This is a genomic window from Streptomyces sp. NPDC059443 (assembly GCF_042750105.1).
Taxonomy (GTDB): domain Bacteria; phylum Actinomycetota; class Actinomycetes; order Streptomycetales; family Streptomycetaceae; genus Streptomyces.
The window spans coordinates 23,184-43,379 of the sequence record NZ_JBHYVM010000003.1 but is presented as its reverse complement, the minus strand read 5'-3'; the positions used below and the strand labels follow the sequence as shown (position 1 = coordinate 43,379).

At 71.8% G+C, this 20,196-nt stretch carries 15 protein-coding genes and 2 pseudogenes; 11 read left to right on the top strand and 6 right to left on the bottom strand.

The annotated features are described in order from the left end of the window. Positions 1-130 precede the first annotated feature (130 nt). From ACFXDJ_RS03485 to ACFXDJ_RS03475, 3 genes are all read left to right on the top strand, one after another. Positions 131-985 carry an MIP/aquaporin family protein gene (locus tag ACFXDJ_RS03485; protein WP_384658131.1) on the top strand — a complete coding sequence of 285 codons (855 nt, stop codon included), beginning with the start codon at positions 131-133 and terminating at the stop codon, positions 983-985. 86 nt (positions 986-1,071) lie between these two features. Further along, entirely contained in the window at positions 1,072-2,589 is a 1,518-nt protein-coding gene (gene glpK / locus ACFXDJ_RS03480) for a glycerol kinase GlpK (RefSeq protein WP_384658128.1), read from the top strand. A 286-nt stretch (positions 2,590-2,875) separates the two neighbouring features. Beyond that, positions 2,876-3,109: a hypothetical protein gene (locus tag ACFXDJ_RS03475; RefSeq protein ID WP_384658125.1), complete on the top strand. Its 234-nt coding sequence runs from the start codon at positions 2,876-2,878 to the stop codon at positions 3,107-3,109. Positions 3,110-3,201: 92 nt separating this feature from the next. On the opposite strand, the gene ACFXDJ_RS03470 is transcribed toward ACFXDJ_RS03475, so the two are convergent. Both ACFXDJ_RS03470 and ACFXDJ_RS03465 read right to left on the bottom strand, forming a co-directional pair. Next, positions 3,202-4,503, bottom strand: coding sequence for a phosphoribosyltransferase family protein (locus tag ACFXDJ_RS03470; protein ID WP_384658122.1), 1,302 nt, complete (start codon positions 4,501-4,503; stop codon positions 3,202-3,204). Positions 4,504-4,622: 119 nt separating this feature from the next. Further along, positions 4,623-4,784: pseudogene (locus tag ACFXDJ_RS03465) on the bottom strand (hypothetical protein); the annotation flags it as partial. Positions 4,785-4,853: 69 nt separating this feature from the next. Here ACFXDJ_RS03465 and ACFXDJ_RS03460 point away from each other — a divergent pair. Then, positions 4,854-6,343, top strand: a pseudogene (locus tag ACFXDJ_RS03460) (helix-hairpin-helix domain-containing protein). Positions 6,344-6,388: 45 nt separating this feature from the next. On the opposite strand, the gene ACFXDJ_RS03455 reads toward ACFXDJ_RS03460, so the two are convergent. Both ACFXDJ_RS03455 and ACFXDJ_RS03450 read right to left on the bottom strand, forming a co-directional pair. Then, positions 6,389-7,114, bottom strand: a complete 726-nt coding sequence (locus ACFXDJ_RS03455; protein WP_384658119.1) for a hypothetical protein — start codon at positions 7,112-7,114, stop codon at positions 6,389-6,391. A gap of 37 nt (positions 7,115-7,151) precedes the next feature. After that, positions 7,152-9,152, bottom strand: a complete 2,001-nt coding sequence (locus ACFXDJ_RS03450; protein WP_384658116.1) for a hypothetical protein — start codon at positions 9,150-9,152, stop codon at positions 7,152-7,154. A gap of 200 nt (positions 9,153-9,352) precedes the next feature. On the opposite strand from ACFXDJ_RS03450, the gene ACFXDJ_RS03445 reads away from it, so the two are divergent. Genes ACFXDJ_RS03445 through ACFXDJ_RS03425 form a run of 5 tightly spaced genes read left to right on the top strand, consistent with a single transcriptional unit; the run spans position 9,353 to position 15,291 of the window. Beyond that, on the top strand, positions 9,353-10,708 hold the full coding sequence (locus tag ACFXDJ_RS03445) for an ABC transporter substrate-binding protein (RefSeq protein WP_384658113.1): 1,356 nt from the start codon (positions 9,353-9,355) through the stop codon (positions 10,706-10,708). After that, positions 10,705-11,628, top strand: a complete 924-nt coding sequence (locus tag ACFXDJ_RS03440; RefSeq protein WP_384658111.1) for a carbohydrate ABC transporter permease — start codon at positions 10,705-10,707, stop codon at positions 11,626-11,628. The genes ACFXDJ_RS03445 and ACFXDJ_RS03440 overlap by 4 nt, the downstream gene beginning before the upstream one ends. Beyond that, positions 11,625-12,458, top strand: a complete 834-nt coding sequence (locus tag ACFXDJ_RS03435; protein WP_384658108.1) for a carbohydrate ABC transporter permease — start codon at positions 11,625-11,627, stop codon at positions 12,456-12,458. Before ACFXDJ_RS03440 ends, ACFXDJ_RS03435 begins: the two co-directional genes overlap by 4 nt. A 2-nt stretch (positions 12,459-12,460) precedes the next feature. Continuing rightward, positions 12,461-14,281, top strand: coding sequence for an alpha-galactosidase (locus tag ACFXDJ_RS03430; RefSeq protein WP_384658106.1), 1,821 nt, complete (start codon positions 12,461-12,463; stop codon positions 14,279-14,281). Continuing rightward, complete coding sequence (locus ACFXDJ_RS03425; RefSeq protein WP_384847659.1) at positions 14,278-15,291, top strand: LacI family DNA-binding transcriptional regulator; 1,014 nt, start codon at positions 14,278-14,280, stop codon at positions 15,289-15,291. The genes ACFXDJ_RS03430 and ACFXDJ_RS03425 overlap by 4 nt, the downstream gene beginning before the upstream one ends. A 9-nt stretch (positions 15,292-15,300) precedes the next feature. On the opposite strand, the gene ACFXDJ_RS03420 is transcribed toward ACFXDJ_RS03425, so the two are convergent. Next, positions 15,301-16,131 (bottom strand): DeoR/GlpR family DNA-binding transcription regulator, encoded by an 831-nt coding sequence (locus ACFXDJ_RS03420; protein WP_384847656.1) that lies wholly within the window; start codon positions 16,129-16,131, stop codon positions 15,301-15,303. A gap of 145 nt (positions 16,132-16,276) precedes the next feature. Between ACFXDJ_RS03420 and galT the strand changes: the two genes are divergently transcribed. Beyond that, complete coding sequence (gene galT, locus ACFXDJ_RS03415; RefSeq protein WP_384663515.1) at positions 16,277-17,326, top strand: galactose-1-phosphate uridylyltransferase; 1,050 nt, start codon at positions 16,277-16,279, stop codon at positions 17,324-17,326. Further along, positions 17,323-18,594, top strand: coding sequence for a galactokinase (gene galK, locus ACFXDJ_RS03410; RefSeq protein ID WP_384663513.1), 1,272 nt, complete (start codon positions 17,323-17,325; stop codon positions 18,592-18,594). Before galT ends, galK begins: the two co-directional genes overlap by 4 nt. On the opposite strand, the gene ACFXDJ_RS03405 is transcribed toward galK, so the two are convergent. After that, positions 18,510-20,072, bottom strand: coding sequence for a glycoside hydrolase family 31 protein (locus tag ACFXDJ_RS03405; protein WP_384847653.1), 1,563 nt, complete (start codon positions 20,070-20,072; stop codon positions 18,510-18,512). The genes galK and ACFXDJ_RS03405 overlap by 85 nt on opposite strands. Positions 20,073-20,196: the final 124 nt, after the last annotated feature.

The following is a 20,196-nucleotide window of genomic DNA, read 5'->3' as shown; positions in this document are numbered from 1 at the left end:
CGCTCGTGTCGGTCCGCCCCCGGGGGGGGGGGCGGGGCCCGCGCGGGGCCCCCCCCACCCCCGACCAACGTCGCAACACAGGACTCGGGGGAGTCGAAGCCGGCCTTCGGGCCGGCGGGAAGCGGAACCCATGACTGCGCGGCTCAAGGGATCGGGGCTGGTCGGCGAGCTCTCCGCCGAATTCGCCGGCACCATGATCCTCATACTCTTCGGTTGTGGTGTGGTGGCCCAGGTGGTCGCCGGCGGGGCCCTGACGAATCCCGCGGGCGGGCTCGGAAACCACGACAGCATCGCCTGGGCCTGGGGTCTCGCGGTGACCCTCGGCGTCTACGTCGCGGCACGGCTCAGCGGCGCCCACCTCAACCCGGCTGTCACCCTCGCCCTGGCGGCCTTCAAGGGGTTCCCCTGGAAGAAGGTGGCCCCGTACGCGCTGGCCCAGACGGCCGGCGCCTTCGTCGCCGCACTCATCATCCGGTGGAACTACAGCGAAGCGCTGGGCAAGGCCGACCCCGGGCACACCATCAAGACACAGGGAGTCTTCTCCACGCTCCCGGCCAACGGCAACACCAACCTGCCGGTCACCGAGTGGGGCGCCCTGCGGGACCAGATCATCGGCACGGCGCTCCTGCTGCTGCTGATCCTCGCGGTCACCGACCTCCTGAACACGCCCCCCGGCGCCAACCTGGGCCCGTTCGTCGTCGGCCTGATCGTCGTGGCCATCGGCATGGCCTTCGGCACCAACGCCGGATACGCGATCAACCCGGCCCGTGACTTCGGACCCCGCCTGGCGAGCTTCCTCACCGGGTACGGCGGGGCCTGGCGGGACCAGTACGGGCACTTCTACTTCTGGGTGCCCATCATCGGCCCGGTCATCGGCGGTCTGCTGGGCGCGGGCTTCTACAAGTTCTTCGTCGGCAGGTTCCTGCCCACCGCCGAACCGGAGCCCCCGGGACAGGTCCCGGTCCCGGCCCCGGACGAGAGCTGACCGTACCCCCGCCGGGGCGGGCGTGAGACGACCCGCCCCGGCGCGCGAGCCCGTACGGGCGCAATCCCCAAGAGAGGCGGCACGCCATGGCTGACTTCGTCGGCGCGGTGGACCAGGGGACCACCAGCACCCGATTCATGATCTTCGACCACGCGGGCAACGAGGTGGCGAGGCACCAGCTGGAGCACTCCCAGATCCTGCCCCGCTCGGGATGGGTCGAGCACGACCCCGTGGAGATCTGGGAACGCACCAACTCGGTGATGCAGAACGCGCTCCGGCACGGAAACCTGTCCGCCTCCGACCTGGCGGCCATCGGCATCACCAACCAGCGCGAGACGACCGTCGTGTGGGACCCGCGCACCGGTCGCCCCTACTACAACGCCATCGTCTGGCAGGACACCCGTACGGACTCCATCGCTGCGGCACTGGAGCGCTCGGGCCGGGGCGAGGTCATCCGCCGCAAGGCCGGCCTCCCACCGGCCACCTACTTCTCCGGCGGCAAGATCCAGTGGATCCTGGAGAACGTCGACGGGGTCCGCGAGGCGGCCGAGCAGGGGCACGCCCTCTTCGGGAACACCGACTGCTGGGTGCTGTGGAACCTCACCGGCGGACCCGACGGCGGCGTGCACGCCACCGACGTGACCAACGCCAGCCGCACCATGCTCATGGACCTGGAGACCCTCGACTGGGACGACGAGCTCCTGGGCTTCTTCGGGGTCCCGCGGTCCATGCTCCCCACCATCAACCCGTCGTCCCATCCGGAGGCGTTCGGACAGAGCCGTACCTCCCGTCCGCTGCGGGAGGCCGTTCCCATCACCGGAGTCCTCGGCGACCAGCAGGCGGCCACCGTCGGACAGGTCTGCTACGCGCCCGGCGAGGCCAAGAACACCTACGGAACCGGCAACTTCCTGGTCCTCAACACCGGCACCGAGCCGGTCCGCTCCCGGCACGGCCTCCTCACCACCGTGTGCTACCAGTTCGGGGACGACCCGGCCGTCTACGCACTGGAGGGATCCATCGCCGTCACCGGCTCGGCGATCCAGTGGCTACGGGACCAACTCAAGATCATCAGCGACGCGGCCGAGAGCGAACGCCTCGCCCGCACCGTGGAGGACAGCGGAGGCATCTACTTCGTGCCCGCCTTCTCCGGCCTCTTCGCACCGTACTGGCGCTCCGACGCCCGCGGCGCGATCGTCGGGCTGGCCCGCTACCACGACAACGGACACCTGGCGCGGGCCGCCCTGGAGGCCATCTGCTACCAGAGCCGCGACGTGGTGGACGCCATGGAGAAGGACTCGGGCGTCCACCTCGACGTCCTCAAGGTGGACGGCGGCGTGACCGCCAACGACCTGTGCATGCAGATCCAGGCCGACGTGCTCGGCGTGCCGGTCAGCCGCCCCGTCGTCGCCGAGACGACCGCGCTCGGGGCCGCGTACGCCGCCGGGCTGGCGACCGGATTCTGGCGCGACACGGACGAACTGCGCACGCACTGGCAGGAGTCCAAGCGGTGGCAGCCCGAATGGTCCGAAGAGCAGCGCGAGGAGGGATACGCGGGCTGGAAGAAGGCCGTCGAGCGCACGCTCGACTGGGCCACGGTCGCATAGTTCCGCAGGGCGTCGCCGGGGGAGGAGGAGGTGCCCCGGGGAGCCAACGGGGTTACAGTGGAACGGAGGTGAGGGCCGCTACTGCGGGGGTCACCGTTGGCTCGTACGTGGGGCGCCAATGCGCGCGGGGGCACGGGGCGCTCTGCGCCGGCCAGAGGTCCGCGGCCTGACTAGGTCGTGTTGACAGCGGCTGCACGCTCATCTCTCTTCGTGGGGCCTTGCGGCCGTCGCGTGCGCGCGACGGCGGTCGGCTCCGTGCCGCAAGAAGCAAGAAGGGTGCTGAGTCATGTTTGCAGTGAGAGCGAAGCGTCTCTTCGCGGTGTCGGCCATCGGCGTTCTGATGGCGGGCGGCGCGGCCCTCGGGGCCGCGGGTACCGCATCGGCTGCCGTGCCCACCCACTCCGTCACGTACGTGACCGGTGGCGGCTGGGACCATGACGACCACGACCACGGCCATGGCCACGGTTGGTACGACGACGATGACGACTGGGGCGGAGGGTACGACAACGGCGACTGCTGACTGACCTGGGGCGAGGCTGTGCGGCGGGCAATGGGCCGCGCGGCCTCGTTTGCGTGCACCGTGCACCCTGGCACCGTCCTCGGTCAGCGGGGCTATTGTGCCCGTGTCACCAGGTGCTCCGTGAACCAGTCCCGGGCAAGGCGGGCCACTTCGTCCAGTGCTCCGGGCTCCTCGAAGAGATGCGTGGCGCCGGGGACGACGTCGAGCCGGTTCTCGCAGCGCAGTTCCCGCCGGGCCTGCTGGTTGAGGCCGAGCACCGTCGTGTCGCGGCCGCCCACGATGAGGAGGGTGGGTGCCCGTACGTCGGCGAGCCGTGGCCCGGCGAGGTCGGGGCGGCCGCCGCGGGAGACCACGGCGCCGATGTCCGCGTCGGCGGACGTGTCGGCGGACGCGGCGGCCCACAACGCCGCGGCGGCTCCGGTGCTCGCTCCGAAATAGCCGATCGGGACGGGCTGGAAGTGCCGCAGCCAGCGGGTGGCTTCGGCCAGCCTCCGGCCGAGGGTTTCGATGTCGAAGACGTTCGCGCGGTCGGTTTCCTCCGCCGGTGTGAGCAGGTCGAAGAGCAGGGTGCCCAGGTCCGCCCGGTTCAGGGCCGTCGCCACCGACCGGTTGCGCGGGCTGTGGCGGCTGCTGCCCGAACCATGGGCGAACACGACGATCGCACCCGCGCCCTCCGGCAAGGTGAGGTCCCCGGCCAGTTCGACGTCGCCCGCGTCCACCACCACCTCGGAGGCCCGAGCGGGCGGACGCGCTACGGGGCGGTCGGCGGCTTGAGCCAGCAGGGCGAGGACCTCTTCGTCGGTGGTCTGGGTGAAGTCCTGGTACCACTCGCCGACGGCGCGGAAGGCGCGCGGTGTGGACAGGCACACCACTTCGTCCGCCCGGGTGCGCAGCCAGGCGACCGCGTCCGGCGGTGCCACCGGAGCGGCCAGCACCACTCGGGCCGCGCCCTGCGCCCGTACGACCTCGCAGGCGGCCGCGGCGGTGGCGCCGGTGGCGATCCCGTCGTCCACCACGATCACCGACCGCCCGTCGAGCGGTACGCGCGGCCGGTCGCCGCGGAACCGCCGCGCCTGACTGGCGAGCGCTACCGTCTCGGCGCGCTCGACCGCCGCTAGATCCTCCTGCCTGACCCGGCTGAGGCCGACGATGTCCTCGTTGATGATCCGTACGCCGCCCTCTCCGATGGCGCCGAAGCCCAGTTCGCGGTGGGAGGGGACCCCGAGTTTGCGCACGACGATCACGTCGAGCGGGGCGCTCAGCATCCGCGCCACCTGGAAGGCCACCGGGACTCCGCCACGGGGCAGGCCCAGGACGACGGGATCCTCCCTCACCAGGTGGCGGAGCGCTCCGGCGAGCTGCTGTCCTGCGTCCGTGCGATCGGTGAACATCACGGTGGTTCACTCCCTACGCGGGGGAGACGGAAACTCTGTACCCACCTCCTCCGAAGCAAGCGCGTTTGCGGCTTCCGCGCAAGTCGGGGACGGCCGGTCGCAGGGCATCGGGCTCGGTCGAGCCCGGGAGCGCCCCACACCGGGAACCAGCGGCCCAGGTTCGGCTCGATCGGCAGCTCGCCCGCGAGCAGTGCCCTGACCTGCAATTCCGTGACGTACAGGTAGACCAGGGCCAGCCCACGCTCCCCCGCAGCTTCGCGGAAACCCATCAGGGAACAGAGCGGCGCGCCCTCGATCGTGCGGCTTCCTCCCCACTGTGCGGACGCTTCGCGCGGGGGCACCCTGGAGGCATGGTCCGAGCCAATGACCAGGTCGAGGCGATGCTCCAGGAGTACGCCGACCTCATCGCCATCCGGGGCGGGGAGGCCTTCAAGGCGCGCGCCTACGAGAAGGCCGCCCGCGCGGTCGGGGGCTACCCGCAGGACGTCTCGGCACTCGACGCCAAGGGTCTGCGCGACATCCCCCACGTGGGCAGGTCGGTCGCCGACAAGGTCCTGGAGTACCTGCGGACCGGCCGCGTGTCCGTCGTCGACGAGGCCAGGGCGTCCGTGCCGGCCGGGGTGCGCGAGCTGATCGCGATTCCGGGCCTCGGTCCGCGCAAGGCCATGGTCCTGTACGAGGAACTGGGCATCACCTCCGTCGACCAGCTGCGGGACGCCGTCCACGAGGAACGGCTGCGTGACCTGAAGGGCTTCGGGGAGCGGACGGAGGACAACATCCTGCACGGCATCTCCGTACTCCAGAAGGCCGGCGGGAGCCGGATCCTCGCTTGCAAGTGGATCTACGGGTCCTTCCGCCGGCCTCCTGGGGAGCGGGCCTGCAGTACTTCACCGGCTCCAAGGCCCACAACATCCGCACCCGCGCACTCGCGGTACGCCAGGGCCTCAAGCTCTCCGAGTACGGGCTCTTCGACGCCGGGAGCGGCGAGAACATCACCTCCGGGACCGAGGAGGCGATCTACGCCGGGCTCGGACTGCCCTGGATACCGCCGACGCTGCGCGAGGACCGCGGCGAGATCGCGGCGGGGCTGCGCGGCGAACTCCCCGACCTCGTGACGGAGCGGGACATCCGCGGAGATCTGCACACCCACACCGACCTCACGGACGGGCTGGCCCCGCTGGAGGACATGATCGCCGCCGCTGCCGCCCGCGGATACGCGTACTACGCGGTCACCGACCACGCCCCGAACCTGTACATGCAGCGCATGACCAGCGAGAAGATCCTCGCCCAGCGTGAGCGGCTGCGCGAACAGGACGGCGGGCACGGCAAGATGCGACTGCTGCACGGCACGGAACTCAACATAGGCCCGGACGGCGGCCTGGACTGGCCCGACGAGTTCCTCGCCGAGTTCGATCTGTGCGTCGCCTCGGTCCACTCGCACTTCAACCAGAGCAGACAGGAACTCACCGGCCGCCTCATCCGCGCCTGCGAGAACCCGTACGTCGCCGTCATCGGCCACCCCACGACCCGCAGGATCGGCAAACGCCCGCCCATCGACGCCGATTTCGACGCGGTCTTCGAGGCCTGCGCCCGGACGGGCACCGCACTGGAGATCAACGCGCATCCGGAGCGGCTCGACCTGTGCGACGAGGACGTCCTGCGCGCGAAACGGCACGGCGTGAAGTTCGCGGTGAGCTCCGACGCGCACGCCACGACACATCTGGCGTACATGCGCTACGGGGTGGCGACGGCGCAGCGCGGCTGGCTGACGCCGGACGACGTCATCAACACGTGGCCGCTGGGGAGGCTGCGACGGTTCCTGGCCAGGAAGAGAGCCTGAGCCAAGCCTGACGCCCGGTCGGCGCTGACTCGGGCGTCGGGCGGCTCAGGAGGTGCTGGACGGGAGGTTCGTGTGGGCCGCGGCGGACTGGTGGGCGTCGGTGTCGATGAAGTACACCATCAGCGGGGTGCTGCCCGTGGGGCCGCCCGCCGTCGCGCGGAGCCGGTAGCGCTCCACGCGGACGGCGTCGCGAGCGAGCGCGGAGCCGCCCGTGAACAAGGACTCGGGCCTGGCGTCGTTGGCGATGCGCAGGTCGGCCGGCTTCCAGGTGCCCGAGGAATCCTCGAAGTGCTCCAGTGCGAAGCCCGGCCGGGTGGCCGGCGGGTCGCCGGGCCCGCCTTCGAGGGATTCCATCTGGAAGGCGATGAGCAGGTGCCGGTACTCGGCGGTGTTCCCGTTGCGGAGGGTGACGGTGAATTCCTGCGCGGCGCCCCCGCGTACGAGCGCGAGCCCGCCGCCCCGGGTGTCGGCCGAGACGCTCAGCCGGGTCGGAGACGGCGGCGGGGGCGGGGGCACGGAGGAAGGGGCGGCGGGCGCCGCCGACCGGGAAGCGGACGGGGAAGCCGAGGTGGACGGGGAGGCCGACGGGGCGGGGGACGCGGAGGGTGAGGCGGAGGCCGAGGGGGAGACCGTGGCCGACGCGGACGGCGGGACGGAGGCCGCCGCCGGGGTCTTCGCGTCCTTGTCCTCGCATCCGGTGGAGCCGGCCAGCAGCACACCGGCCACGGCTATGACGGAGAGGACCCGGGCGGGTCGCGCAGATGCGGGCATGACCGGGAATCTAGCAAGCGCGCGCCCCGCCCGGAACTCAGCCCACCTGGACCGTGACCGTGCGGCCCGGGGCCACGAGGGGGGTCACGTAGGTGTACGTCGCTCCGTCCACCACCTTCGTGCGGGCGGGCTGGGCCACGCCGTCGACCGTGACCGTGGCGTACGTACCGGGGAAGCGGGCCTCCCAGGTGTACGGGGAGCCGCCCGAGGTGTGCGTGAGCGAGGACTTCGTCGCCCCGTCGTGGCGCAGGGAGAAGACCGAGTCGCCGACCTGGAGGTCGTCGATGCGCAGCCAGTCCATGCCCGACGGCAGCCGGGACTGGGTGCTCAGGGCGTGTGCGGGCGCGTTGGGGGTGACCCCCATCAGCCCTTCCACGGTCTGGCCGAGCAGGGTGAAGGAGACCTCGGGGTAGTCCCCGTTGGTGCCCTGCTTGGTGTTCACGTGCTGGATGTCCTTGTGGTCGTAGACGTCCTTCATCCACTTCCAGCCGGTGTCGTTCCGGTTGTTCCGGAAGAAGGTGTCCGGCAGGTAGGTGAGGGCCTCGATGTTGGAGGGACGGCCCGGGCCGGAGGCCTGCTGGTCGATGTAGTCGAGGTAGGCCTCGCGGCGGGCGCCGGGTTCGATGATCTGCTTCATCGGCATGAACCAGCTGTTCTCCTTGCCCCAGCCGGTCAGGGCGCGCCCGTCCGTGGTGTACCCGCGCACCATGTTCGCGCCCGAACCGGTGCCGCTCCAGGTGGAGTTGAAGTACGTCTTCAGGTCCCGCGCCTTGGCCTCGTAGCGGTCGGCGAGCGCGCAGTCCCCCTTGGAGCGGGCGAGCGAGGCCATCGCCAGGTAGGCCTGGTACTGGGAGCCGATCGCGTCGCCGGCCTCGGCGAGCGGCTCGCCGCTCTGCTCGTTGTAGCTGGCGGTGCCCTGGAAGATGCCCTGGCCGGTGCCCTCGGCCACCTTGACCGCGCCGTTGTCCTTGAGGCCGTCGTGCAGGGTGACGAACTCGTCGGTGGCGTGCCGGTAGAAGTCCCACAGCGCGGGGTCGTCGAGGTAGGCGCGGTCCCCGCTCCAGCGGTACGCCTCTTCGGACTTCTGCACCAGCTCGAAGGTGGCGGGCACCTCGCGGACGAAGTTCGAGGGGCTCTTGTAGTCGATCGAGAGGTAGGTCTTCGCGTCGAAGTTGAAGGCCCAGGCCGGGTAGTACTTGTGCTCGGGGGTGGCGGAGGCGGCGAAGGAGCGGAGCATCGCCTTGTTCTCCGCGTTCAGGCCGAGGACTCCGGCGCCGGCCAGCTGGTGGGCCATGTCGCGCGAGTAGTAGCCGCTGCGGTTGGCGTAGCCGGCCCAGTAGGAGGCGGCGTAGGTGCCGCTGCCGCTGCCGGCGGTGTGGTTCTCGTCCACGTTCAGGGGGCCCTGGGTGCCCGGGAGCTGGACCCAGCTGTTGGCCTTCCGCTTGGACCAGTCGAACATCTCGACGATCTTCGGGTCGGAGGAGCTGACCTTCGGGTCCGCGGGGGAGGCGGGGGAGAGCATCACGTCGTCGGCGTTGACCCAGCCGTCCCCCGACTCGAAGGCGATCTCCAGCGTGTCGCCGGGGGCGAGGGCGATGCGGCTCAGCGTGTAGCGCCGGTAGTTCGTCGCGCTCGGCAGGGTGAGCGCGGCGGCGACCGCGCCGTTGACGCGGGCGACGTACCGGCCGTTCGGCCCGCCCGTCGCGACCCAGGCGGATATGTCGTACGTCCCCCGGCCCGTGGCCGTCACCGTCTGGGACACCTTCATTCCCGGCCCGGCGTCGAGGTAGACGAGGCGGGCCCCGCCGTGCGGGTAGTTCGTGGCGACTCCCGTGCCGGAGGTGAACTGCCATCCCGTACCGCCCTGTTCGAAGCCCGGGTTGGCGACGGCGAGCGGGGCGGGGGCGGGCGCGGCGGGGGTGGCGGACGTGCCCGGGGCGGCCGGCGCGGCCGCGGCCGCCTGGCCGCCGAAGGCGAGCGGGGTGAGTGGGAGGAGGAGGGCGAGGGCGGACAGGAGCGACACACGGGAACGCGTCATCGGGTTCTCCCTGAGGGGGCGGGCGGAGCAGGGCGGGCGGCACGCTAGCAATCCCTTCGGAAGATTTGCAATGAGCTTGTCAAAAAACGATGGCGGATCAAACTGAAAGATTTCATTGAAGTCTTGCAAGTCAAGAGAGTGGCTGGTTACAGTCCTGGCCAGTCGGCTTCGGCAACGGTGCGAGCAGGGGTGGGTCAGGCATGGAACTGGAACGTCGGAGAGTGCTGCGGATGGGTGGCGCGATCGCCGCGGGGGCCGGGCTCACCGGCCTGACCGCCTGTTCCGGAACGGGCGCCACGGGCGACACGGGCCAGGGCGGGGCCGCGGGCGAGAAGGACAAGGGCAAGATCGCGGTCTGGTCCTGGCAGGGGCCCGCGGCCGAAATGAAGGCCCTCGTGCCGGAGTTCAACAAGAAGTACCCGGAGATCGAGGTGACGGTCGAGGACATCGGCAACCCGGCGATCTGGGACAAGATCACCACCGGGCTCGCGGCCGGCGGCCAGGGCCTCGCCGACGTCCTGCACATCGGCGTCGACTACCTGCCGGGCTACGTGGAGAAGTTCCCCGGTGGCCTCGCCGACCTCGGCCCGCTCGGCGCGAACGCCTACAAGGACGCCTTCGCGCAGGGCATGTGGCAGACCGTGTCCCCCGACGGCAAGCGCGTCAACGCCCTTCCCTGGGAGGCGAATTCGGCGGGCTTCTACTACCGCGCCGACCTCTTCGAGAAGGCCGGGGTCGACGCCGGCGCCCTCCAGACCTGGGAGGAGACCATCGAGGCCGGCAAGGAGATCAAGGCGAAGACCGGCGCCCACCTGCTGGGCATCGACAAGCCCGCCTCACAGGCCGACGCCGCCAACTTCTTCCAGATGCTGCTCCAACTCCAGGGCGCCTTCTACTTCAGCCTCGCCGGGGACATCACGCTCGACTCCCCGGAGGCCGTGAAGGCCCTGACCCTCATCAAGACGATGAACGACGCCGGCCTGGTCAGCGATCTCGCCGGCGGCTGGAACGCCCTGATGAGCTCCCTGAAGCAGGGGACCGCCGCCGTCCTGCCCATGCCCACCTGGTTCGGCGGCGTCATCCAGGAGCAGGTCCCCGGCGAGGCGGGGAAGTGGAAGGTCCGACTGCCCCCGGCCGTCCGCCGGGGCGGCTCCACCGCGGCCACGGTCAACTCCACCCACCTCGCCGTCGCGGGCAGCAGCAAGCACCGGGCCGCGGCCTGGTCCTTCGTCGAGTTCGTCCTCACCCGCCCGGCCTCCCAGGTGCAGATCTACAAGGGCAAGGGCATCGCCCCCGCCCTGATGGCCGCCTACGACGACGCGGTCTTCCACGAGCCGTCCGCCTTCTTCAGCGGCCAGAAGAAGGGCGAGGTCTTCCTGGAGGCGCTCAAGGCCCCCTCCTCCGCCTTCAACTACACCGCCGACTACGCCCGCGCCCTCAAGCTCGTCACCGACGCCCAGTCCAAGGTGCTGCTGGCCGGCGCCGACCCGGCGAAGGTGCTGAAGGACGCCGCCGACCAGCTCGCCCAGCAGACCGGACGCAAGGTCTCCCGATGACCGTCACGCTCACCGGCCGCCCGGCCAAGGCCGTCCCCTCCCCGGGGGCGGCTCCCCGGGCACGGCCGCGCCGGCGCGTGGCACCGTACCTCTTCGTCCTGCCCGCGCTGCTCCTCTTCGCCGTCTTCAAGATCTACCCCATCGGCCGGTCCTTCGTGATCAGCCTGCACAAGACCGTCGGCGGGACCGAGAGGTTCGTCGGCGCCGACAACTACACGCGGCTGCTCCACGATCCGCTGTTCTGGACCGCCCTGAAGAACACCGCGGTGATCCTCGTCGTCCAGGTGCCGGTCATGCTGGCCCTCGCCACCGGGCTCGCCGTGGCCCTCAACTCGACGCTGCTGCGCGGCCGCGCGGTCTTCCGGCTGGGCTTCTTCCTGCCGATGGTCACCGGGCTCGTCGCCTACGGGATCATCTTCTCCGTCCTGCTCAACAAGGACTACGGGCTGGTCAACTGGGTGCTGGGGCTGGCCCGCTTGGACTCCGTGCCGTGGCTCACCGACCCCCTGTGGGCGAAGGTCTCCCTCGGTCTCGCACTGACCTGGCACTACACCGGATACAACGCGGTGATCCTGCTCGCCCGCCTGCAGTCCGTGCCCGCGGAGCTGTACGACGCGGCGGCCGTGGACGGGGCCGGCGCCTGGAACTCCTTCCGCCACGTCACCCTGCCCGGCCTGCGCCCCGCGCTGCTGCTCACCACGGTGCTCTCCACCATCGGCACCCTGCAGATCTTCGACGAGCCGTTCGTGCTCACCGGCGGCGGCCCGGACAACGCCACCCTGACCATCGGCGTGTACCTGTACCAGAACGCCTTCAAATACTTCGACTTCGGATACGCCTCCGCCATCGCCTACGCCCTGGCCGTACTCATCGGCATCCTCGGCGTGATCCAGTTCCGCTTCCTGGGGGAGAAGTCATGACCGCCGCCGCCCGCCACCGCGGCCGGAGCATCCTGCTCACCTCCGGACTCGCCATCGCCCTGGCAGCCGTACTGATCCCCTTCTACTGGCTCGTGGTCGCCGCCACGCACAGCTCCGGGGAGATCTTCGACAGCCCGCCGCCGCTGCTGCCCGGCGGCCACCTGGGAGCCAACCTCCACACGCTCCAGGACACCGCGCAGTTCGGCCGGGTCGTCCTCAACTCCCTCTTCATCGCGGTGGTTTACACCGTGTGCGCGGGCGCCGTCTGCGCACTGGCCGGATACGGCTTCGCCAAGTACCGCTTCCGCGGCCGGGAGTCGCTGTTCGGACTGCTCATGCTCGGGCTGGTGATCCCCGCCCAGGTCACCCTCGTACCGCTCTTCCAGATGATGGCCGAGCTGCACTGGCTGAACACGTACCAGGCGGTGATCATGCCCAACCTGGCCCTACCCTTCGGCATCTTCCTGATGCGCCAGTCGATGGCCGCGCTCCCCGACGAACTCCTCGACTCGGGCCGCATGGACGGCTGCGGCGAACTGCGGCTGTTCTGGAAGGTGGTGCTCCCGCCCATGAAGCCGGCGCTGGCCGCCCTGGCGATCTTCCTCTTCCTCTACCAGTGGAACGACTTCATCTGGCCGCTGATCGTCCTGCGCGACAGCGCCTCGTACACCGTCCCGGTGGCCCTGGCCTCCCTCCAGGGTCTCGACGAGACCGACTACGGAGCGATCCTCGCCGGAACCGCGGCCGCGGCGATCCCGATGGCCCTCGTATTCCTGGCGCTACAACGCCAGTTCGTGTCCGGCCTGCTCGCCGGCGCCGTGAAGGAGTGACCGTGCACACCACCACCGCCCCGGCGGACGGCACCGAGGCCGTGACCACCGCGGGCCTGGCGCCCGCCCCGGGCGAGCCGCTGCTCGACGGCGTCTCGCTCGCCGTCCTGGCCCACGCCCCCGACGGCCTCGCCGACGCCCCCGACGCCCACGCCCCCGACGTACGCCCCACCTGGACCCTGGGCGAACTCCCGGGCGGACTGCGCCTGCTGGAGGTGCGGGCCGACGGCGCCCCCGTCGAGATCCGCTTCTCCGTGCCCCTCGGCGACGCCGCCGGATACTGGCACCCTCAGGGCGGCTGGCGGCGCACCCTCCTCGCCGACTGGGAGGGCCGCTCCCGGGTCTCGCTGGTCGACGGACACGCCGCCGGATGCCTCTACGACCACACCGGCGCCACCCTGCTCACCTTCGCCGCCGCCGACCCGGTACCCGAGGCGGTGCTCCGGTTCGGGGTGTCCGAGGAGAACGACACCCACGTCGTCCACCTCCGCCTGCCCGCCTCGCACCAGGCCCACCGGATCCTGCTCGTCCCCCGTTCGCCCTCGGTGGCGCGGGCCATGCGGGCCCTGCGCGGCTGGTTCGCCGCCGCGTCCGCCCCCGCGCCGGTGCCCGACGCGGCCCGCACCCCCGTCTACTCCACCTGGTACGCCTTCAACCAGGACGTCAGCGCGGCCGCCGTGGAAACCCAGGCCGAACTGGCCGCCGGACTCGGCTGCGGAGCGCTGATCCTCGACGACGGCTGGCAGGAACTGGGCCACGGGCGCGGTTACGCGGGCTGCGGGGACTGGGAGCCCGACCGGGCCAAGTTCCCCGACTTCGCCGGGCACGTGGCCCGGGTCCGCGCCCACGGGCTGAGCTACCTGGCCTGGGTCGCGCCCCTGCTGCTCGGCCCCGAAGCCGCCTGCCACGGCCAGTGGGCGGCCGCCGCGCCCGCCCCCGCCACCGTGCCCGGCGCGCACGTGCTCGACCCCCGCCGCCCCGAGGTGCGCGCACACGTCGTCGGACTCTGCGTCCGGCTGGTCCGCGCTTACGGGCTCGACGGACTGAAGCTCGACTTCCTCGACCAGGCCATGGTCTACGCGGGCGACGGCGCGGGGGACGTCGGACGGGCCATGGTGGTCCTGCTGACGGAGCTGCGCGCGGCCCTGGAAACCGTACGCCCGGGCGTGCTGCTGGAACTGCGCCAGCCCTACACGGGACCCGGCATGGCCCCCTTCGGCAACATGCTGCGCTCCTTCGACTGCCCGGCGGACGCGACCGCGAACCGGGTCCGCACCCTCGACACGGCGCTGCTAGCCGTCGGCGGCGCCGTCCACTCCGACATGCTCCTGTGGTCGCCGGACGCGCCCGTGGCCGCGGTGGCCCGGCAGCTGATCGGAGCCCTGCACTCGGTTCCGCAGATCTCCGTACGGCTGGACCTCGTACCGGCGGCGCACCGGGAGGCGATCGGCTTCTGGCTGGCGCAGTGGCGGGTCCACCGCGAGCTGCTGCTGGACGGCGAGGTGGAACCGGGCCGGCCCGACGAGCTGTACCCGCTCGTGCGGACGAGCGCCGGCGACCACTGCCTGCTCAGCGTGCACGGCGACCGGGTCGTCCCGCTGGACTTCTCCGCCCACCGGCACTTCCACCTGGTCAACGGCTCCGACCGGGACCGGCTGATGATCGAGGTGCGGGGCGGCGGTGGCGCCGTCCGGGGCGTGGTCCACGGGCCGGACGGCCGTATCATGGACGGTCCGCCGGCGTATCTGCCGGAGGGAGCACGCTCGCTGTCCGTGCCGCGCGGCGGTCTGGCATCGCTCACGATCACGGAAGGACCGCGATGAAGGTCGGGATCACCGAGGTCGCAGCCCGCGCCCAGGTCAGCGAGGCCACCGTCAGCCGGGTGATCAACCGGCGCCAGGGCGTGTCGAAGAAGACCCGGGACGCGGTCGAGCAGGCCATGGCCGAGCTCGGCTACGAACGCCAGACCCAGGGCCAACTGGTGGCGGTCATCACCGAGTTCGTTTCCAACCCGTTCTTCGCGGACGTGGCCGAACGCATCGAGTCGGCGCTCGCCCCGCACGGACTGAAGACGGTCCTGTGCCCCGCCTTCCCGGGCGGAGTGCAGGAGCGGGACTTCATCTCCGCGCTCGTCGACAAGGGGGTCGCGGCCGTCGTCTTCCTGTCCGCGTCCAACACCGTGGAAGGCGCCGACACCGAGACGTACGAACTGCTGCGCCAGCGCCGGGTCCCCTACGTCGGGATCAACGGCGAGTTCGCGGACGGGGTGCCCACCCCGGTCTTCTCCACGGACGACGCGCTCGCCGCCGAACTGGCCGTCGACCACCTCCACCGGCTGGGCCACCGCAGGATCGGGATGGCCTCGGGACCGGCGGGCAACCAGCCCGCCGACCGCCGGGTACGGGGCTTCGTGGAGTCCATGGCCAAGCGGGGCATCGAGGACCCGGAGCGCTGGGTGGTGCGCCAGTCCTACACGGTGGAGGGCGGCCAGGCCGCCGTCGCCCCGTTGCTGGCGCTCGGCGCCACCGCGATCGTCGCGGCCAGCGACTACATGGCGCTCGGTGCGATCCGGGGCGTCCGCCGCCAGGGGCGCTCGGTCCCCGGTGACGTGTCGGTCGTGGGCTACGACGGCTCGGCCATCACCGAGTTCACGGATCCGCCGCTGACCACGGTGCGCCAGCCCGCCGACCGGCTGGCGCTGGAGGTGGGCCGGAGCGTGCTGGCGCTGGTCAGCAACCGGGACGTGCCGACGGGGGAGCTTTTGTTCGACCCGGAGCTGGTGATCCGGGCCACGACCGGGCCGGCTCCCGAAGAGCGCGGAGCCCGGTCCTGACCGCTGCGCTCAGTGCTCCTCGCCCGCGATCAGGAGCTCGCCCACCGTCTCGGTGAGGACGGCGCGCGCCGGGGCGGGCATGCCCGCATCGGTCACGAACCAGTCGGCCTGGTCCAGCGCCGCGAAACCGCTGAGCCCGACCACGCCCCACTTGCTGTGATCGGCCACGACGGCGATCCGCCGCGCCGAGGCGACCAGTGCCCGGTTGGTCTGGGCCTCCGTGAGGTTGGGGGTGGTCAGCCCGGCCCCTTCCGCGACCCCGTGCGCGCCGAGGAAGAGCAGGTCGACGTGGAGGGAGCCGATCGCCAGCTCGGCGAGCGGGCCGACCAGCGCGGCCGAGGGCGTGGGGGAGCCGCCGGTGAGCAGCAGGGTGGGGGCCGCGCCCCCGCCGCCGCCCGCGCCGCCCCCGCCGTCGCGCCCGGCGGCCCGTACCAGCTCCGCCACGGGCAGGGAGTTGGTGACGATCGTCAGGCGCGGGATGCCGAGCAGCCGGGCGGCGACCGCGTACGCGGTGGTGCCGCCCGAGATCGCGACCACGCTGCCCGGTTCCACCAGGGTCGCGGCCGTTGTCGCGATGGCGGCCTTGGCGGCCGCGCCCTGGTCGGACTTGGCATCGAATCCGGGCTCGTGCGCGCTGGTGGCGGCGGTGGCGACGGCCCCGCCGTAGACCTTCTCCACGGCGCCGCTCCGGGCGAGTGCGTCGAGGTCCCGACGGATCGTCATGTCCGAGACGCCGAGCCGTCCGACCAGGTCCGCCACTCGTACGGTGCCGTCGCGACGGACCGCGTCCAGGATCAGCACGCGTCGCTGGTGGGCCAGTTGGGCAGCCTGCTCGGCCACGGGTCACTCCTGGGGGTCGGCGGCGAATCGGCGATCGGCGAATCCGGTCAGAAGGTCGCAAGATAGCACAGCGATGTTGTTGGAGTCTGTGGAAATATCCGCCTGACTCTGGTGAGTGATGTTTGATGATGTTTATTCTTGGCGGGTGAAGAAGACCCTCGCGAAACTCGCGGACGGCCGCGAACTGATCTACTTCGACCGCGACGAGAGCGCCGTGCGCGACGCACCCGATCCGCGCCCGCTGGACCGCGTGGACAGCCGCCCGGAACTGCGGCGGGACGAGGCGACCGGCGACTGGATCACGATCGCCTCCCACCGGCAGACCCGCACCTACCACCCGCCCGCGGGCGAATGCCCGCTCTGCCCCTCCCGGGACGGCAGGCTCGGCGAAATCCCCGCCACCGACTACGAGGTGGCCGTCTTCGAGAACCGGTTCCCGTCCCTCGTGGGCGCGGCCGGACGCTGCGAGGTCGTGTGCTTCACCCCGGAGCACGAGGCCGGTTTCGCGGACCTCACCCCGGACGCCGCCCGCCTGGTCCTGGACGCGTGGACCGACCGCACCGCCGAGCTCTCCGCCCTGCCCGGCGTCGAGCAGGTGTACTGCTTCGAGAACCGGGGCGCCGAGATCGGGGTGACGCTCGCCCACCCGCACGGCCAGATCTACGCCTTCCCCTTCGTCACCCCGCGCACCGCGAAGATGACGGCCGCCGCGGCCGTCCACCGCGCCGCCACCGGACGCAACCTCTTCGAGGACCTGCTGGCGGGCGCCCGCGCCGCCACCGAGCGGGTGGTGACGGCCGGGGAGCACTGGACCGCCTTCGTGCCGTACGCCGCCCGCTGGCCGTACGAGGTGCACCTCTATCCGCACCGCCGGGTCCCCGACCTGACCCACCTCACCGAGGCCGAGCGGGCCGAGTTCCCCGGCATCTACTTGGACCTGCTGCGCCGGTTCGACCGGCTGTTCCCCGTACCGGGGCAGCCCGGGGGCGCGGCTCCCACCCCGTACATTTCCGCCTGGCACCAGGCGCCCCGTAGCGGCGGCGGGGAACTGGCCCTGCACCTGGAGCTGTTCACCGTCCGCCGGACCGCCGACAAGCTCAAGTTCCTCGCCGGCACGGAGTCCGGTACGGAAGCCTTCATCAACGACGTGGCGCCCGAGGCGGCCGCGCAACGACTCCGGGAGGCCCTGTCGTGAACCCGACCGCCCAGTGGGACGAAGAAGAAAGCCGCGCGGACCGGGCCGCGGACACCTTCCGGCAGCTCTTCGGAGCCTCCCCGGACGGGGTCTGGGCGGCGCCCGGCCGGGTCAACCTGATCGGCGAACACACCGACTACAACGACGGGTTCGCCCTCCCGATGGCCCTCCCGCAGAGCACCCTGCTCGCCGCCCGCGCCCGGACGGACGGACTGCTGAGACTGCACAGCGCACAGGGCGACGGCCGGATCACCGAACTGGCGGTGGCCGAGCTGGCCCCCGGCGCCGTCACGGGCTGGGCCGGCTACCCGGCCGGCGTGGTCTGGGCACTAGCCGAGGCGGGACACCCGGTCGGGGGCGCGGACCTCCACTTCGACAGCACGGTGCCCACCGGCGCCGGACTCTCCTCCTCCGCCGCCCTGGAATGCGCGGTCGCCGTCGCGTACGACGAGCTGTACGCACTGGAGCTGACCGGACCCGAACTGGCCCGCACCGCCCAGCGCGCGGAGAACGGCTTCGCCGGCGTCCCCTGCGGGATCATGGACCAGATGGCCTCCGTCTGCTGCACCGCCGGGGCCGCCCTCCACCTCGACGCCCGCACCCCGGAGCTCCACCAGCAGGTGCCCTTCGACCTGACGGGCCAAGGGCTGCGGCTGCTGGTGATCGACACCGGGGTCACCCACGACCTCGGCGACGGGGCGTACGCCGCCCTGCGCGCGGGCTGTGAACGCGCGGCGAAGCTGCTCGGGCTGCCCGCCCTGCGCGACCTGTCCGCCGGGGAACTCCCCGGAGCCTTGCGCACGCTGCCCGGGGAACTCGTCCCACTGGTCCGCCACGTGGTGACCGAGAACGCCCGGGTCGAGGAGGCCGTATCCCGGCTGCGGGAGGGGAACGCCGCCGCGCTCGGCCCGATCCTCAGCGAAGGCCATGCCTCGCTGCGCGACGACTACCGCGTCTCCTGCCCCGAGACCGACCTCGCGGCGTCCGTCGCGCAGGGCGCCGGGGCGCTCGGCGCCCGGATGACGGGAGGCGGCTTCGGGGGCTCCGTCATCGCCCTGGTGCGGGCCGGGGAGGAGGGCGCGGTGGGCGGGGCCGTCACGGCCGCCTTCGAAGCCGCCGGATACCGCGCCCCGCGGATCCTGTCGGTCACCCCGGCCGCGGGCGCCCGCCGCCTCGCGCCGCCTCAGGCCTCCGGCGCGGCGGTGTTCCGCAGATACGGCAGCCGGGCCAGTGGTGCGTCGATCCACACCGTCGCCGGACCCGCGTAGGAACGGCCGTCGTCGGCCCGCCAGGTGCCGGGCGGGACGCGGACCTCGCGCCCGCCCGCGCCCTTGGTCACCACCGGAGCCACCATCAGGGTGTCGCCCAGCATGAACTGGTCGGTGACCGCCGCGTAGCCCTGGTGGGGGAAGGCCCACTCCAGGGGCCGCTGGATCGGTTCGCCCGTGGCGGCGGCGTGCGCGGCGAGGGAGAGCATCTCCGGGGCGAACTCCGTGTGGATCCGGGCGGCTTCGCGGACGATGGCGAGGTTGTCGGGGGACAGCACCCGCCACGGGGCCATGGAGAACTGCATCATGGGGAACAGGGCGGCGATCTGGGCGTAGCGGACGAAGAGTTCCTCGTCGAAGCCCTCGCCGCCCTCGCCCGGGACGAACCGGAACTCGCCGCCACCGATCATGTCGGGACAGGTGAACGCGTGGCCGGTCAGGGCCTGGGCCAGGGCGTTCGGAATCAGGCTGTCCAGCCCGAAGCGGCCCTCCCACAGGTGGTACTTGTCCTGTTGGCGCTGTGCCAGCGGCAGGCCGGCCGCCCGCCACGCGTCGCGGAACTCGTTGAGCGGCCAGTCGATGCCGAAGCGGTTCCACGCGTGGGTGTACGCCTCCGGGTCCGCGCATCCGAGCGAACGCCACCAGGGCGCGTCGCCGCCGTCGAACTTGAACCCGTCGATGCCGATGTCGTCGCGCAGGGCCTCCAGACGGCCGGTGAGCCAGGCCCGGGCCCGGGGGTCGAGCAGATCGAGGCCGGCGCTCCAGCCGTTCCACCAGGAGGCGACCTTGACCCGGCCGTCGGCACCGGTGCCGGTCTCGGTGCCGCTACCGGTCTCGCGGACCAGCAGGCCCTGGTCGCCGAGCTGCCGCGCGGTGGGGGAGTCCGGGGTCACGTAGGGGACGAGCCACAGCATCACCTTGAAGCCGAGCTCGTGGAGCCGGGAGACCATGCCCGCCGGGTCGGGGAAGCGGCCGGGGTGGAAGGTCCAGTCGCCGTAGTCGTTGCTCCACCGGTCGTCGATCATCAGCACACCGGGCGGGAAGCCTTCCGCGAGCAACCGGTCCGCGTACGCCAGCACCTTCTCCTGCGTCGGCTCGAAGACCGTCTCGATCCACAGGTTGTACTGCGGTGCGCCGAAGAGCAGGGGGTCCGGCATGGTGCCGGACGGAGGGTAGTGGCGGGTGAGCGCGTGGCGGTACGCCCCGCGCAGATCGCCGTGTCCCTCGCCGCATTCGAGGACCGCGTCCGCCTCGTGCGTGCGCGCGGTCAGCCGGCCGTCGGCGATCGTGAAGGTGAAGGTGCGTTCGCCGTGCACCCAGCGGCCGCGGTCGGAGAGCAGCAGCGGCATGCCCTGGTTGGCCAGTACGTCGCGCAGGTCGAAGGCGTAGCCGTCGGGGTACGGCATGTGCCGCCCTTCGGCGACCGCCCCGCCCCACCAGTGTTCCCCGTCGAGCAGGGGGAGTTCGAGCATCGTCATGCCTGTGGGGGCCCTTCTCGTGGACGGGGCCCCCGGGGCCGGGGGCCCGCCGGGCGCCCCGGGGGGGGAACGAAGAGCGCCCCCGCATAAGGGTGGAGACCAGGTGAATTACCTACACCCTCAA

Excerpts from the sequence above, each read along its gene's own strand:
- ACFXDJ_RS03450 (WP_384658116.1), bottom strand. The coding sequence starts at position 9,152 with ATGACGCGTTCCCGTGTGTCGCTCCTGTCCGCCCTCGCCCTCCTCCTC.
- ACFXDJ_RS03445 (WP_384658113.1), top strand. The coding sequence starts at position 9,353 with ATGGAACTGGAACGTCGGAGAGTGCTGCGGATGGGTGGCGCGATCGCC.
- ACFXDJ_RS03475 (WP_384658125.1), top strand. The coding sequence starts at position 2,876 with ATGTTTGCAGTGAGAGCGAAGCGTCTCTTCGCGGTGTCGGCCATCGGC.
- ACFXDJ_RS03435 (WP_384658108.1), top strand. The coding sequence starts at position 11,625 with ATGACCGCCGCCGCCCGCCACCGCGGCCGGAGCATCCTGCTCACCTCC.
- ACFXDJ_RS03425 (WP_384847659.1), top strand. The coding sequence starts at position 14,278 with ATGAAGGTCGGGATCACCGAGGTCGCAGCCCGCGCCCAGGTCAGCGAG.
- ACFXDJ_RS03440 (WP_384658111.1), top strand. The coding sequence starts at position 10,705 with ATGACCGTCACGCTCACCGGCCGCCCGGCCAAGGCCGTCCCCTCCCCG.
- ACFXDJ_RS03485 (WP_384658131.1), top strand. The coding sequence starts at position 131 with ATGACTGCGCGGCTCAAGGGATCGGGGCTGGTCGGCGAGCTCTCCGCC.
- ACFXDJ_RS03405 (WP_384847653.1), bottom strand. The coding sequence starts at position 20,072 with ATGACGATGCTCGAACTCCCCCTGCTCGACGGGGAACACTGGTGGGGC.
- ACFXDJ_RS03455 (WP_384658119.1), bottom strand. The coding sequence starts at position 7,114 with ATGCCCGCATCTGCGCGACCCGCCCGGGTCCTCTCCGTCATAGCCGTG.
- glpK (WP_384658128.1), top strand. The coding sequence starts at position 1,072 with ATGGCTGACTTCGTCGGCGCGGTGGACCAGGGGACCACCAGCACCCGA.